At 70.3% G+C, this 15340-nt stretch carries 8 protein-coding genes; 5 read left to right on the forward strand and 3 right to left on the reverse strand.

Translation table 11 applies throughout. The features are described 5' to 3' along the window. The first annotated feature begins 143 nt into the window (after positions 1-143). On the forward strand, positions 144-878 hold the full coding sequence (locus AGRA3207_RS24890) for a DNA alkylation repair protein (RefSeq protein WP_231329425.1): 735 nt from the start codon (positions 144-146) through the stop codon (positions 876-878). A gap of 44 nt (positions 879-922) precedes the next feature. Here AGRA3207_RS24890 and AGRA3207_RS24895 read toward each other — a convergent pair whose 3' ends face one another. Then, on the reverse strand, positions 923-1942 hold the full coding sequence (locus tag AGRA3207_RS24895; RefSeq protein ID WP_231329426.1) for a zinc metalloprotease: 1020 nt from the start codon (positions 1940-1942) through the stop codon (positions 923-925). A gap of 221 nt (positions 1943-2163) precedes the next feature. On the opposite strand from AGRA3207_RS24895, the gene guaA reads away from it, so the two are divergent. Continuing rightward, positions 2164-3798 (forward strand): glutamine-hydrolyzing GMP synthase, encoded by a 1635-nt coding sequence (gene guaA / locus AGRA3207_RS24900; protein WP_231336381.1) that lies wholly within the window; start codon positions 2164-2166, stop codon positions 3796-3798. Between the two features lie 116 nt (positions 3799-3914). Here guaA and ahpD read toward each other — a convergent pair whose 3' ends face one another. Both ahpD and AGRA3207_RS24910 read right to left on the reverse strand, forming a co-directional pair. Then, positions 3915-4457 carry an alkylhydroperoxidase, AhpD family gene (ahpD, locus tag AGRA3207_RS24905; RefSeq protein WP_231329427.1) on the reverse strand — a complete coding sequence of 181 codons (543 nt, stop codon included), beginning with the start codon at positions 4455-4457 and terminating at the stop codon, positions 3915-3917. Between the two features lie 75 nt (positions 4458-4532). Next, entirely contained in the window at positions 4533-5087 is a 555-nt protein-coding gene (locus AGRA3207_RS24910; RefSeq protein WP_231329428.1) for a peroxiredoxin, read from the reverse strand. Positions 5088-5538: 451 nt separating this feature from the next. Between AGRA3207_RS24910 and AGRA3207_RS24915 the strand changes: the two genes are divergently transcribed. The 3 genes from AGRA3207_RS24915 to AGRA3207_RS39905 all read left to right on the forward strand — a co-directional run bounded on the left by AGRA3207_RS24915 (position 5539) and on the right by AGRA3207_RS39905 (position 15254). Further along, on the forward strand, positions 5539-6483 hold the full coding sequence (locus AGRA3207_RS24915; RefSeq protein ID WP_231329429.1) for a LysR substrate-binding domain-containing protein: 945 nt from the start codon (positions 5539-5541) through the stop codon (positions 6481-6483). Between the two features lie 306 nt (positions 6484-6789). Then, positions 6790-10854 (forward strand): bifunctional glycosyltransferase/CDP-glycerol:glycerophosphate glycerophosphotransferase, encoded by a 4065-nt coding sequence (locus tag AGRA3207_RS24920; RefSeq protein WP_231329430.1) that lies wholly within the window; start codon positions 6790-6792, stop codon positions 10852-10854. A 14-nt stretch (positions 10855-10868) separates the two neighbouring features. Beyond that, a complete protein-coding gene (locus AGRA3207_RS39905; RefSeq protein WP_273699936.1) occupies positions 10869-15254 on the forward strand; it encodes a CDP-glycerol glycerophosphotransferase family protein in 4386 nt (1461 codons plus the stop codon). Positions 15255-15340 lie beyond the last annotated feature (86 nt).

A 15340-nucleotide genomic window follows, 5' to 3' on the forward strand; every position in this document is an offset into this window, starting at 1 on the left:
GAGCGGAGTCATCGCTGTGAACAAGCCTGGTAGCCGCTGGATACTGCGTCTTTAGCAATCCTGGACGAATCCGTACAGATAATGTCGAATTCGGCGCCGTAGCGCGGTCTACGCGACGTCGGGGCCGGGCGTAGCGTGTCGCCATGGACGTCGAGGAGGAGACGGCGCGGATCCTGGCGCGGCTGCGTGACCAGGCTGATCCTGAACGCGCCGCGAGTGAGAAGCGCTACCTCAAGAGCGACTACACGCACCTGGGCGTCCCGGTTCCGGCACTGCGGAAGGTCGCCTTGGCGTCGGTGCGGAGGCCGCCGGAGCGCGGGGAGCTGCTCGCGCTCGTCCACAGCCTGTGGACGGTCACCGACGACGGCCGCCCGCTGCACGAGACCCGTATGGCGGCGGTGGAGATCCTGGCCAAGCGGTCGTCCCTGCTGGAACCCGGTGACCTGGATGTGGCGGAGCGGCTCGTCCGCGAGTCGGTGAGCTGGGCGTACGTCGACCACTTGGCGGAAAAGGTGGTCGGTTCGCTGGTCGTGCGCTACCCGTCCTTGGGCGGCACGCTGGACGTGTGGGTCGGCGACCCCTACATGTGGATCCGGCGCACGGCTCTGCTGGCGCTGCTCCCCGGTGTCCGGTCAGGTGCCCCGGACCTGGACCGGCTCTCCCGTTTCGGGGACGCGCTGATCGGTGAGAAGGAGTTCTTCATCCGCAAGGCGCTGGGCTGGGTACTGCGGGAGCTGTCCAAGAAGGACCCGGCGTGGGTGGCGGACTGGGTCGGCGCCCGCATGGACGCCGTCTCCGGCGTGACGATCCGCGAGGCGGTGCGCCGCCTGCCGGAGGACGACGCGGCGAGGCTCATGGCCGCCTACCGGGCCCGCTGACCCCGCGCCGTCGGTGCCGCGGGGTCGTTCCGGCTCCGGTGGTGTCAGGCGCGGTAGGCGGCCCAAGTCTTGTGGATGCGGGCGCCCTGTCCGGCGGTGAACGAGTTCATGCAGGTGTCGTAGCTGTAGTCCATGTAGTTGTGGATGGGGTCGGCGCCGGGGGAGGGGCAGGTGTCCTTACCGGCGGGGCAGCCGTTGGTGGCGTCGCGCTCGGCGGGGGTGTCGGCCACCCGGTCGCCCTTGCCGCCGCAGCCGTCCTGGAAGGTGTGGTAGAGCCCGAGCCAGTGGCCGACCTCGTGCGTCGCGCTGAATCCCCGGTTGAAGTTCTCGATCGACCCTCCCGGCATGCTGGCGTAGTGGATCGTCACGCCGTCCATCCTGGGCTCGGCCTTGTACTTCCACGGGAAGGTCGACCAGCCGAGCAGGTCACCGCCGATGTAGGCGCTGTAGAGGTTCAGGGTCTCCTTCCCGCCCTTGTGGAGCCGCGGCTTGTACGTGCGCTCGTACCGTTCCGGGTCGCGGTGCCAGGCGGCGTTGTCGGTGCGGCTGATCTGGCGGAGCTTGAACGTCACGTTCGTGTTGGCGCCGCCGTTGCGTCCGCCGTAGGAGGCGTTCAGCACGTCGATCTGCCGGCGGACGTCCGCGTCGGAGACGTTCCCGCTGGCGCCGTCATGCAGGACGTGGAAGTAGACCGGAACGCTGATCGGCGCGGCGAGGCGCCTGGCCGCCGCCGGGGAGCGGGTGGCGCGGGGCCCGTGGAGGCCGAGGCGGGTGAGGAGCCGGTCGAGGCCGAACTCGATGGTCGCCGCCTGCTCAGGCGTCAGGTCGTTGGGCTCGCGGACGTGGGGGTCGGCGCCGGGACGGAGCCGGGCCTCGGGGGAAGCGCAGTCGCCCGGGTGCGAATGCCGCCCGGCCGTAACCGTGTGCCCGGCCGCGTAGGGGCGTCCGGCCTCGTACGCGTGGCCGCCCGGGTGCTGGCGTCCGGCCGCTGTGCCGGTGCCCGCGGGTCCGGTCGGGACGGCGGGTACGAGGGCGGCGATCAGGGCGGCGGCGAGCAGCTTCACGGCACTCCTAGGGAGGGCGTTCGTACGCGGATGGGAAACAAATGAACACAGAGCGTTATCAAGAGGTATCAGAGCGAAGTCCTGCTCCGCGTGTGATCAAGGTCAAAGGTTGCTGACCGTTATCGGCCAGTTTCTCTAAGTGATCGGCAGGCGAGGGGCGCGCGCGTCCGCCCAGGCCGGGGCCCTTAGACTGGGAGGCCCTTCCGGCCGTGCGAAAGGCGTTGTTGGTGGCCGCAGACCAGTCCTTTGACACCGTGCTCGTCGTCGACTTCGGCGCGCAGTATGCGCAGCTCATCGCGCGGCGCGTCCGCGAGTGCCATGTGTTCAGCGAGATCGTGCCGTCCACCATGCCCGCCGCGGAGATGCTCGCCCGGCGGCCGAAGGCGATCATCCTGTCGGGCGGCCCCGCCTCGGTGTACGAGGAGGGCGCCCCCGCCGCCCCCGAGGGTCTCTTCGACCTCGGCGTGCCGACCTTCGGGATCTGCTATGGGCACCAGGTCATGGCGCAGGCGCTCGGCGGGACGGTCGAGAACTCCGATGTCGCCGAGTACGGCGGCGCGACCATCGCCGTGACCTCGCCGGGCATGCTCTTCGCGGGTCTGCCCCACGAGCAGGCCGTGTGGATGTCGCACCGCGACTTCGTCAGCGGTGCCCCTTCCGGCTTCACCGTCACCGCCAGCACCGACGTGACCCCCGTCGCGGGCATGGAGGACCGCACGCGCGGCTTCTTCGGCGTGCAGTTCCACCCGGAGGTGCTGCACACCGAGCACGGCATGGAGATCCTGCGGCGTTTCCTCTACGAGGGCGCCGGGTGCCGTCCGAACTGGACGATGGTGAACATCGCCGACGAGTCCATCGAGGCCGTGCGCGCGCAGGTCGGCGGGAGGCGCGCCATCTGCGCGCTGTCCGGCGGCGTGGACTCCGCCGTCGCCGCGGCGCTCGTCCAGCAGGCGATCGGCGACCAGCTCACCTGTGTGTTCGTCGACCACGGGCTGCTGCGCAAGGGCGAGGCCGAGCAGGTCGAGAAGGACTTCGTCGCCGTCACCGGCGTGAACCTGCACGTCGTGGACGCGCAGGAGCGCTTCCTCGCCGCCCTCGGCGGGGTCACCGACCCCGAGGAGAAGCGCAAGATCATCGGCCGTGAGTTCATCCGCGTCTTCGAGGAGGCCGCCCGGGAGATCGTCGAGGGCGGGCCCGGGACGGCGGGCCCAGGGGGCGGCTCCGGACGTGGCTCCGGGGACGGCGCGGCGGGTGCGTCCGAACCGGTCGAGTTCCTCGTCCAAGGCACCCTCTACCCGGACGTCGTCGAATCGGGCGGCGGCACCGGCGCGGCCAACATCAAGTCCCACCACAACGTCGGCGGGCTCCCCGAAGACCTCCAGTTCAAGCTGGTCGAGCCGCTCCGCACCCTGTTCAAGGACGAGGTGCGCGCGCTCGGCGAGCAGCTCGGCCTGCCGTCCGAGATCGTCTGGCGGCAGCCGTTCCCCGGCCCCGGCCTCGGCATCCGGATCATCGGCGCCGTCACCCGTGAGCGCCTCGACGTCCTGCGCGAGGCCGACGCCATCGCCCGCGAGGAGCTGACCCGCGCCGGGCTCGACCGCGAGATCTGGCAGTTCCCGGTGGTACTGCTGGCCGACGTCCGTTCGGTCGGGGTCCAGGGCGACGGCCGCACCTACGGCCACCCGATCGTGCTGCGTCCCGTGACCAGCGAGGACGCCATGACCGCCGACTGGGCGCGGCTCCCCTACGACGTCCTCCAGCGGATCTCCACCCGCATCACCAATGAGGTCCGCGAGATCAACCGGGTCACCGTGGACATCACGTCCAAGCCCCCGGGCACCATCGAGTGGGAGTGACCTGACACGCGAAGACCCGGACGTTCCCGTCCGGGCCTTCCGCGCGCCTTCTGCGCGACGCTAGTGTCCGACCGCGACGCAGTGTCCGGCCAAGGGTGTCCGACAGCGACGCGGTGTCAGACGGTGGCGGGCTCCAGGGCAGCCTCCGCGTCGAGGGTCGCGGCGGTCGCGTTGACCACCGCGGCGAGGCGCAGCGCCTCCTGGATCAGCTCGCGCGACATCCCGCCGTCGCGCAGCACCTTCTCGTGCGACTCCAGGCAGCGGCCGCAGCCGTTGATCGCCGACACCGCCAGGCACCACAGCTCGAAGTCGAGCTTGTCCACGCCGGGCTTGCCGATGATCGACATCCGCAGCCGGGCGGGGAGCGTCGCGTACGCGTCGTCCCCGATCAGGTGGGTGGCGCGGTAGTAGACGTTGTTCATCGCCATGATCGACGCGGCGCCCTTGGCCGCCTCGAACGCCTCCGCCGACAGGATGCCGGCGGCCTCCTCGGCCAGCTCGCGGATGACGGCCGTGCTGCGCGTGGCGATCGCGCAGGCCAGGACCGTCCCCCACAGCTGCTGGTCGGAGAGCTGGGAGGTGGAGGTCAGCGAGCCCAGGTTGAGCTTGGTGTCCTTGGCGTACCCCGGCAGGGCGCCCTTCAGCGCGTCAACGCTCATGATCATGCGTCCTTTCCGTGGGAGGGGCCGGCCGCGGCGACGCGCGGCCGGCCGTGCCGTCCGGTGGAGGCGGGGTCAGACCCCGGCCAGCAGCTTGGTGGCGTCGAGGGTGTCCTCGCCTTTGCTCCAGTTGCAGGGGCACAGCTCGTCGCTCTGCAGCGCGTCGAGGACCCGCAGCACCTCGGTCACGTTCCGCCCGACGGACCCGGCGGTGACCATGGAGAACTGGATCTCGTTGTTCGGGTCGACGATGAACGTCGCGCGCTGCGCCACGCCGTCCTCGGTGAGGATGCCGAGCGCCCCGGCCAGCTCGCGGCCGAGGTCCGACAGCATCGGGTACGGCAGGTCCCGCAGGTCGGGGTGGTCCTTGCGCCACGCGAAGTGGACGAACTCGTTGTCCACGGACGCACCGAGCACCTGGGCGTCGCGGTCGGCGAACTCCTCGTTCAGGCGGCCGAACTCGGCGATCTCGGTCGGGCAGATGAAGGTGAAGTCCTTCGGCCAGAAGAACACCACGCGCCACTTGCCCTCGTAGGTCTTGTGGTCGATCGTCTTGAACGCGTTGTCCGGGTCCAGCGAGACGCAGGCGGTCAGCTCGTACTCGGGGAACTGGTCACCGACAGTAAGCACGCAGGCTCCTTCGTCTACGGGAAACAGCCGCCTCTGATTGGAGAGGCAGACGAATGGTGGGAGGCCGCCAGAACACCGGGACGGGCCCGGCGGCTGATGTCACTCAGCGTGCCGCACGCCCTGTGAGAAGAGAAATCGATCTATCGCAATGAATCGATAGGGGCTGCCTATCAGAGAGTGCCGCCACCGCTGTGACCGGCGAAGAAACCTCTGCGATGCGCGCGAATGCGCAGATCTGGTTGATGTAAATCACACCAAACCGCCCCCGGCTTGATCATCACGCTGAGTAGTGGGCAAGTGTAGTGGCAAGGGCCGGCAAGAGGGCGGAGAAGCGCCGGGAGGGCATCGGTGTGATCTCGGTGTGATCGATCACAGGGGACGGCGGAAGCCACATCCGGCCCTGTCCGGCAAGTCACAGCCGTACTGACTGTTGGGTAGTGTTCCAGTCGAGATGGCGATCAGCAGACCCACGGTGGCGCAGTTGCGGGCCTTCCTGGCGCTGGCGGAGCATCTGCACTTCCGGGATGCCGCCGCCGCGCTGCGGATGAGCCAGCCCGCCCTGTCGGGATCCGTGGCGGCCCTTGAGGAGAGCCTCGACACACAGCTCGTGGAGCGGACGACCCGCAAGGTGCTGCTGACCCCCGCGGGGGAGCGGGTGGCGCGTCGGGCCGAACTCGTCCTCGCGGAGCTGGACCGGCTCGTCGAGGAGGTCAGGTCGGTCAGGGGTCCGCTCGTAGGCCCTCTAAGGGTCGGTGTGATCCCGACGGTCGCGCCCTACCTACTGCCGGTGGTGTTGCCGCGCCTTTCGAAGGAGTTCCCGGAGCTGGAACTGTCCGTGCACGAGGAGCAGACCGACCATATCGTCGCCGAACTGCTCGCCGGACGGCTCGACGTCGTGCTGCTGGCCCTGCCCGCGCCCGCGCAGGGTGTGAAGGAGATCCCCCTGTACGACGAGGACTTCGTGCTGGTCGCGCCTGCCTCGTCCCATCTGGTGGGGCCGGCGGAGGACGTCCCTCGCGAGGCGCTGGGCGATCTGGACGTGATCCTGCTGAACGAGGGGCACTGTCTCCGCGACCAGGCACTGGACGTCTGCCGCGAGGTGGGGGCGCGCGCGGCGGCCGCCACTTATGCGACGAGCCTGGCGACCCTTGTGCAACTCGTCTCGGGCGGGCTCGGTGTGACCCTCGTCCCTGAGACGGCCCTGCCGGTCGAGACGCGGCGGGCGCCGAACCTGGCCTTGCACCGCTTCAGGTCCCCGGCACCGTTCCGCCGCATCGGGCTGGGCTACCGCTCGACGTCGCCGCGCTCGGACGAGTTCGCGGCGCTCGCGACCAGCGTCCGCGCCGCCGTGACCGCCACCCACGCGGCGGCCGCACCCGGCATCCGCCCCGTCTGACACCGGGTTTTCCACAGAACGACGTTCTAGTGTTGCGCTCCGTCCCCGGTGCCGAACATGGAGTCGCCGCCTCGGAAGAAGGGGGCGGATAGGGGTCCCGGGCGGTCGTGCGCCGCCTGCCGGGGTGACGGTCAGGGGGCGGTAAACGTGGGCCAGGGCAGGTCAAGTCTATGTCAGGTGACGGCCTCGCAATCGCGATGCGCATTCGGATCGTCGCCTCACGTCACCATGCTCGGTGTTCCGAGGTCCCGTCCGTTGGACCGCTCGCTCTCCGGCGGCACCCCGCGCAACCGACCTGGAGGCCCCATGTCACCGAAACTCAGTGTCGTCGTCCCTTTCCACAACACCGAGGACTATTTCCAGGAATGCCTGGAGTCGCTGGCCGGGCAGACCTTCCGCGACCTGGAAGTGGTCATGGTGGACGACGGGTCAACCGACAACGGCGCTGTGATCGCCAAGGACGCCTGCGGCCGCGACCCCCGGTTCCGGTTGATCACGCGGGACAACGAGGGCCCGGGGCCGGCCCGCAACGCGGGGGTGCGCGAGGCCACCGGCACCTACCTGGCCTTCGCCGACGCCGATGACGTGGTCGAACGCGACGCCTACGCGCGGCTGGTGGGGTCCCTGGAGCGCACCGGCTCCGACTTCGCCTGCGGCAACGTCGAGCGGCTCGACGGGGACCGGAGCTGGCAGTCGGTCCTGCACGCCGGGCTGTTCACCGAGTACCGCGCGCGGACACACGTCTCGTCCCATCCGCTCCTGATCCGCGACCGGACGTCCTGGAACAAGGTGTACCGGCGGGCTTTCTGGGAGAAGGCCGAGCTGTCTTTTCCCTCGGGCTTCTACGAGGACCCGCCGGTGATGGCACGGGCCCACGCACTCGCCGATTCGGTCGACGTCCTCAAAGAGACGGTCTACTACTGGCGGAAGCGCCCCGGGTCCATTACCGAGGACCGCTACGGCTGGGACAACATTTCGCAGCGCATGCGGTCGGTCGCCGCCCTGCGGGCCGGGCTCGCCGATTTCGCGCCGCATCTTCTGGCCGCGTTCGACGAGCATGCCCTGATCGACGTCGATCTCCGCGTGCTCCTGGACGCCCTTCCCCGGACGGACGAGGCCCACCGCGAGGCCCTCGTCGAGACGGGCGCCGTGCTGGCCGAGAAGGTCGGTCCCCGCGTCCTGAAGCGGTTCCCGTCGCTCATGCGCCTGCAACTGCACCTGCTGTGCCGGCGGATGACACCCGAACTGCTGGAAGTGCTGCGTTTCGTCCGCCTGGGGATGGCGGCGCAGGCTCCCCGGGCCCGGCGCGGGCTGCGGCCGCGCTGGTATGCGGAGTACCCCTTCTTCGAGGACGAGGAGCGCGCCGTCCCGTCCCACGTCTACGACGTGACGGACGAGCTCACGCCGGTGGCAGCGATCGACCGGGCGGCGTGGGTCGACGGGCGTCTCCGCATCGAGGGCCACGCCTACATCAAGCACCTGGACTCCTCCACCGAGGACGGCTCCCGCATCCGCGTGTGGCTGCTGGCCTCGAACCGCCGGGGTCTCCTGCGCGTCCCCGTCCAGCGGGTCCGGCGGCCGGACGTGACCGCCCGCTCGCGGCAGCCGGTCGTCTCCTACGACTGGTCCGGCTTCGTCGCCGAGATCGACCCGTCCAGCCTCAAGATCTTCGGCCGCTGGCGGGACGTCGACTGGATCCCCTGCGTGGAGATCATCAACCGGGGGCTCTGGCGCCGCCGGACGTTCGGCAACCCGAGCCTCACCAACCGGCAGTGGCCGCAGGAGCACGAGTGCGCGCCGGGCGTCCTGGTCCAGGCCGTCGCCGGGAAGCGCCGGTTCGTCCTCCAGGTGCGGCGGACTGCGGCGGAGGTGGTCGGCTGCCACCTGGAGGACGGCGAACTCTGGCTGGACGGCTGGAGCCGCGCCTCCCTGGGTGACGAGCCGAGGATCACCGCCACTACCAGGACCGGCCGCGCGACCGTCCTCGGCCCCATCGGCGACCCCGCCGCTCCCGTCCACGCCCGTCCGGCCACCCCTCTCGCCGCCCGGCTCACCGAAGCCGCCCCGGCCGCATCCACATCCACATCCGCATCCGCATCCGCATCCGCAGCGGCGGCCGACGACCTGGCGGCGAACCCACCCGACCGGACATCCGACACGTCCCTCGACAGCACTCTGAGCACGAGACCACCCGACCCATCCGACGACGAGGCACACAACGCGCCCCGCAACGGTGACCCGTTCGGCGAGGCGGCGGGCAACCAGCCGACGGGCGACCAGCCAGCGAGCCCGCCCGCCTCGATAGCAGGCGACGCCCAGGCCGGAACGGCTGAGGATGCGACCCTCCGGGCGCGCGGCGGCACAGCCGATGCCAAGGCCACTGCCGACGACCACGGCACCGGAGCTCCCGGCCGGAGGCCGGGTGGCACATCCGGTGCGGTTCCCGCAGCCGGACCCGGTGAGGCGGGAGACGCCAGTGTGCTCTTCGACGAGTTGAGCATTGGTGTGTTCAGGTCCGGGAGGGTGTTCGGCGGGCTGCCCATCCTTCCCGGCGCGCGGAGCGGCAGGCGGCTCGGAGGCGCGACCTGGAAGGCCGGCCGGGGCAGGGCGGGGGATCCGGAGGACGGGTTCCGGGCCAGGCTGCCGGTGTCGGGACTGGCCCGCCATCCCGGGGACTGGGAGGTCACGCTCCCCGGGGGGATCCGCCCGCACCTGGACGAAGGAGCAGCGGGTGCGTCGTTCCGCTTCCCTGGCGGCGAGCTGGAGATCGCGAGGACCCGCCGGAACACGCTGCGGATCGTCGTCCGGGGGCGGGTCCTGGTCGTCGACCAGGTGACCTGGTCGGCGGACGGGACCCTCTGCCTCACCGGATCGTGCACCGATCCGGTGAGCCGCCCGGCCGTGCTGGTGCTGAGACGGCGGCGGTCCAGCGAGGAGCACACCGTCGCGCTCCACTGGGACCGGGACCTCTTCACCGCCTCGTTCTCACCCGCCCGGATGCCCGTGCTCGGCCTGTCCCGCCCCCTCGTCGCCGGCCGCTGGGACGTCCTGGCGACGGTCGGCGGCCAGGAGCAGCCCGTCGCCGTCCGGCGGCACTCTCTGCGCGACCTGCCGGAACCGCACGAGGCCGGTCTGCACCGGGTCAGCGTGCTGGCCCGCAAGACCGACCAGCTGACCCTGCGGATCGAGACCTCGCTGGACGACGACGAGCGCGGAGCCTACGCGCAGGCGCGGCTCCGCTCGGGCCACTACCGGCGGCACCTGAACCTGCCGGTCCGCGACCTGGCCGTGTTCGACGCGTACAAGGGCCGCCAGTACTCGTGCAACCCACGCGGGATCTACGACGAGCTGCGCCGCCGGGAGACGGACATCGAGTGCGTCTGGGTCACCGAGAACGGGCAGTTCGGCAAGCCCACCGGAGCGCGGACCGTCCTGTCCGGGACGCGGGAGCACTACGAGGCCCTCGCCCGCGCACGCTACGTGTTCGGCAACTGGTCGCAGCAGCGGTGGTTCGCCAAACGCGACGACCAGACGTACGTCCAGTGCTGGCACGGCACGCCGCTGAAGAAGCTCGGCTACGACGTCAAGAAGATGCCGTACAAACGGACCGAGGGCCTCAACTGGATGGAGCACGACGTCCCGCAATGGGATCTGCTCCTCTCCCAGAACGCCTTCTCGGTGCCGCTGTTCCGGCGGGCGTTCGCCTACGAGGGAGAGATCCTCGAAAGCGGCTACCCCCGCAACGACATCCTGAGCAGCCCGCACCGCGAACAGATCGCCCACGCGGTGAGACGGCGGCTCGGCATCCCCCACGACAAGAGGATCGTGCTCTACGCGCCGACCTGGCGTGACGACTTCCACTTCTCGGTCGGCAAGCGCGCGTTCAGCCTCGAACTGGACGTCGACCGGTTCCGCGCGGTGCTGGGCCGCGACCACATGCTGCTCCTGCGCACGCACTACCTGGTGACGGACCGGCCGAAATGGCGGCCCGGCGACTGTGTCCTCGACGTGTCGGTCTACCCGGACATCTCCGAGCTGTTCCTCATCAGCGACGTCCTGGTCACCGACTACTCCTCCGCCATGTTCGACTTCGCCGTCACCGGCCGCCCGATGCTCTTCTACACCTACGACCTGGAGCGTTACCGCGACCACGTCCGCGGCTTCTACTTCGACTTCGAGGCGGAGGCGCCCGGACCGCTGCTCGGCACCTCCCGCGAGGTCATCGACGCCCTGTCCGAACCGGCCGCCCTGGACACCGGGTACCGCGCGGCCCGCGCGGTGTTCGCCTCCCGGTACTGCCCGCACGATGACGGCCGCGCCGCGTCCCGCGTGCTCGACCGCGTCCTTCAGAACCTCCCGTCCGCCCACTGAGAACGGAGCCGCCCGTGCCGCCCAAGATCAGCGTTGTCGTCCCGTTCCGTGACTCCGAGGAGTACCTCGCCGAATGCCTGGAGTCGCTGGCCAGGCAGACCCTCCGCGACCTGGAAGTGATCATGGTGGACGGCGGCTCCGATGACGGCGGCCCCGTCGTCGCCAAGGAGTTCGCCGGACGCGACGACCGGTTCACCCTGCTCCCCGTCGGCGGGCAGGGTCTGGGACCGGCGCGGAACACCGGCGTCGAGCACGCCACCGGCCAGTACCTGGCCTTCGCCCACGGTGACGACGCCCTCCCGCCCTACACCTACGAACTCCTGATCCGAACACTGGAGGCGACGGGTTCGGACCTCGCGGGCGGCAACGTGCTCCGCCTGGAAGAGGACCGCGCCTGGCAGTCCCCGCCCCACACCGAGCCATACGCGACGACGGTGAAGGCCACGCACATCACGCGGCGTCCCACCCTGCTGCAGGACAGGACCGTCGGGAACAAGGTGTACCGGCGCTCGTTCTGGGACGCGCACCGGTTCGAGTTCCCGGCGATGTCCTTCGAGGACCCGCCCGTGAGCGTCGAAGCCCACGTCCTCGCCTCCGCCGTGGACGTCCTCGACACGGCCGTCTACTTCTGGCGGAGCCGCCCCGGCGCCCGGCCCGACATCGCCGACCGGCTGGCGTCCCTGGAGATGGTCCGGGGGATCCTCGGCGACCACGCTCCCGCCCTCCTGCCCGTCTACGACCGCTACGCGCTCGACCTGGACGTCCGCGCGCTGATCCACACCCTCCCGGCCGCGTCCCCCGAAGACCGCGAGCGCCTGCTGAACGCGGGCGCCGACATCGTCGCCGCCGCGGCCCCGTCCGCGATCGGCGGCCTGGAGGCGATCAAACGCCTGGAACTGCATCTCCTGCGCGAGCGGAAGCTGCCGGAACTGCTCGAGGTGCTCCGCTTCGAGGAGAACGGCCTGCACGACGTTCCGATCGTCGGCCGCGGCAGGCGCCGCCAGCGCTGGTACGCCCGCTATCCCTTCTTCGGCGACCGGGGACACGCCATCCCCGACCACGTCTACGACGTCACCGGCGAGTTCCACCTCCGCGCGGAGGTGGACAGTGTCGGCTGGGACGCCGGCGCCCTCCTCGTCGAAGGCCACGCCCACTTCGACCGCCTCTCGGTGGCCTCCGCCAAGGAATCCCGGATCCGGATCTGGATGCACGACGCCAAGACCGGCAAGGAGATCCGGCTCCCCGTGGAACGCATCCCGTGCCCGGAAGCGACAGTCCGTTCGGGGCAGTCGCAGGTCTCCTACGACTGGTCCGGGTTCTCCGTCCGGATCGAACCCGAACTCCTCCAAGACGGCGACGAATGGCCGACCACGACCTGGGAGCTGTTCGCCGAGGTCACCACCGCCGGACGGAAGGGCGTCCGGCGCCTCACCTCGTCCGAGCCCTCGGTGAACTGGGCGGCCCCCCGCCAGGTGGACGAGCACGTCGCCGTCCAGCCCGCCGCCGACCACGGCTTCGTCGTCCACGTCAAGCGCGCCAAGGCCGTGGTCACCGGCTACCGCCAGGTCGGCGGCCTGCTGGAGGTCATGGGCTGGACGAGACGCGCCCTCGGCGCCGGCGCCGCGATCGTCGCCGCCCGCCGCCACGGCGGCGCCGAGGTCCGCGGCGAGGTGACGGTCCGCCCGGCGTCGGGCATGCGCATGGAGAAGGGCACCGGTTTCGACTTCACGGCCACCCTCCCCCTCGACGACCTCCTCTCCGACCCCGAGGCCGCCGAACGCGGCCCCTGCGCCGCCCACCTGCGCGACGCGATCGAGTGGGACCTCCGCCTCACCGGCGTCGGCGGCCCCGTCCGCCTGACCGTGGCCCGCAACCTGCCGGGCGCCCGCTTCGCCTCCCGCGGCCGGGAGTTCGCCCTCACCCGCACCGCATACGGCAACCTGCGCGGCGTCGAACGCAGCTTCCGCCCCGTCGTCACGTCCGTCGCATGGACCACCGACGACCGTCTCACCCTCACCGGTGACCTGGCCGACCCCGCCCACCGCCCCGACCACCTGATCCTCCGCCGCCTCCGTTCCAGCGAGGAGCACCACCTCCCCCTCACCTGGGACGGCCCGACCTTCACCACCACCTTCGAACCGGCTGCCATGCCCCTCTTCGGCGCGACCGTCCCTCTAGCCAGCGGCCCCTGGGAACTCCTGGCCCCGACGGGTTCCAGCAACACGACAAGGCAGCCGACACGTCCGCAGGCACAGCAGACGCCCGATCGCGCATCCACCAGCCAAGTAGTCACCCCTGCGGCCATAGCGAAGAGCATCAGCCGAACCCAGAAAAGGCAACCGACCGACTACCCACCCCACCAACCACCGACCGGACACGCTTCAGCAGTCCTCCCGACACGCACGTCCAGAGGGCCGATCACTCAGCCGATACCCCCGCAAGCCGGTGTGCCTCCGCAGCCCGCGCCCCGGGGAGCCGCTGGCGGGGCCGCCGTTCAGCCGCCGAGTAGTGGTGGCCAGGTAGTCCCGCCGACGCTTGCGCCTGGGATACCCGGTCGCCCGTCCGCGCGGCCGATGCCTCCGCATGGTGGTGTGGCTCCGCGGGTTTCGAATGGGGTGGCCCCTGGTCAAGGTGCCGTTCGCCCGGCGGGCGGTGTGCCTCCGCAGCCCACGTCCTCGGCGGCTGCTGGTCAGAGTGCTGTTCAGTTGCCGAATGGCGGTGGGCAGGCAGGGCCGCCGACTCCGGTGTCTGGAGAGCCGGGCCAGGCGGTCACTCAGCCGATCGCCGCGTGGGGTGGCGAGTCTCCGCAGGGTCCGAGCGCGGCAGTCTTCGGCCTGGGCGCTGTTCCGTCGCAGAGTGGCGGCGGTCAGGTGGTTCCGCCGACGTTCGTGCCTAGGTGGGCCGGTCGGCTGATCAATCAGCCGACCGCTGCGCCAAGCCAGGTGAGGCCGCAGGCTACCGGCGTGGCAGCCGCTGGGCAGGGGCCCATCCAACAGCCAGGGGCGGGGGACGAGGGTGTCGCTGGGACGGTAGATGTAGCCACTGGCCATGCGATCAGGGAAGGCGCTGGTCCGTCGGCGGTGCCGAACGGGGCGCCGGGTCGGGGTGCCGCGGGGGAGGTCGCCGTCGTCGTCGAACGTGGTGTGATCTCCCGCCTTCCCCCATGGCGGACGGTCGGAACCCAGGAGATCGAGGTCGGCGTCCACCAGACGGACGCGCTGCAACTGCAAAGCCGCACCGCCCTGGCCGATGACGAGCGGGGAGGTTATGCCCAGCGGTTGCTCTGGGAGCGTGACTATCCGGTCTATCTGCGTAGCCCGCTGACCGAGATGGTCGTGTTCGACAGTTACGGCGCGTCCCAGTACAGCTGCAACCCCAGGGCGATCTACGAGGAACTGGCGCGGAGTCACCCGGGCCTGGAATGCGTCTGGGTCTCCACCGACGGCCAGTTCACGGTCGAAGGCGATGCCAGGACCGTCATGTCGGGGAGTCGGGATCACTACCGCGCGCTTGCACGCGCCCGGTACATCGTCACGAACTTCGGGCTTCCTGCGGGATTCGCCAAGCGGTCGGGGCAGACCTACATGCAGACCTGGCATGGCACCCCCTTGAAGCGGATGGGTTACGACCTCGCCGAGATGCCGTACAAGCGCACGGAGAAGGTCGACTGGATCGCGCACGAGGTTCCGCGGTGGGACGTTCTGCTTTCTCCGAACGCCCTCACCTCCGACGTCATGCGCAGGGCCTTTCGCTTCGACGGCGAGATCCAGGAGATCGGGTATCCGCGCAACGACGTCCTGAGCAGTCCGGACTTCGGTCGGCTCGGGCAACTCGTCCGTGAACGCCTCGGAATCCCGGCGGGCAAGAAGGTCGTCCTGTATGCGCCGACCTGGCGTGACGACCTCCACCATTCGCCCGGCAGGAGGGCCTTCTCCCTGGAACTGGACGTGGAGACACTGCGGCGGGCACTCGGCGGCGATCATGTCCTGCTCGTGCGGCCCCACCATCTGATCACCGAAAGGGACCGCCTGCCGGTGGACGACTTCGTGATCGATGTCTCCCGCTACCCCGACATCGCCGACCTGTACCTGGCGGCCGACGTACTCGTGACCGACTATTCGTCCGCCATGGTGGACTTCGCCTGCACCGGTCGCCCGATGCTCTTCTACACCTACGACCTGGAACGTTATCGGGACCACGTGCGCGGCCTCACGATCGACTTCGAGGCGGAGGCCCCCGGCCCGCTGCTCGCCACGTCCGCCGACGTTGTCGAGGCGCTTCTTGCCATCGACGAGATCCAGGACGTCTACGTGGACGCCTACGACACGTTCTTCGACAAGTACTGTCCCCACGACGACGGCAAGGCGTCGGCCAGAGCCGTGGAACGGCTCCTCGCATGACCGGCGGACATCGTCTCTGTGATCGATACGGACCGCGGGTCCCGCGGCGGCATCGAGACGACCGGGCAGTGCATCCGAGAACGGGC

The sequence above is a fragment of the Actinomadura graeca genome, assembly GCF_019175365.1.
Classification (GTDB): Bacteria; Actinomycetota; Actinomycetes; order Streptosporangiales; family Streptosporangiaceae; genus Spirillospora; species Spirillospora graeca.

Bases quoted from the DNA above. Each gene is read 5' to 3' on its own strand.
- AGRA3207_RS24890 (WP_231329425.1), top strand. From the start codon at position 144: ATGGACGTCGAGGAGGAGACGGCGCGGATCCTGGCGCGGCTGCGTGAC.
- ahpD (WP_231329427.1), bottom strand. From the start codon at position 4,457: ATGAGCGTTGACGCGCTGAAGGGCGCCCTGCCGGGGTACGCCAAGGAC.
- AGRA3207_RS24915 (WP_231329429.1), top strand. From the start codon at position 5,539: ATGGCGATCAGCAGACCCACGGTGGCGCAGTTGCGGGCCTTCCTGGCG.
- AGRA3207_RS24920 (WP_231329430.1), top strand. From the start codon at position 6,790: ATGTCACCGAAACTCAGTGTCGTCGTCCCTTTCCACAACACCGAGGAC.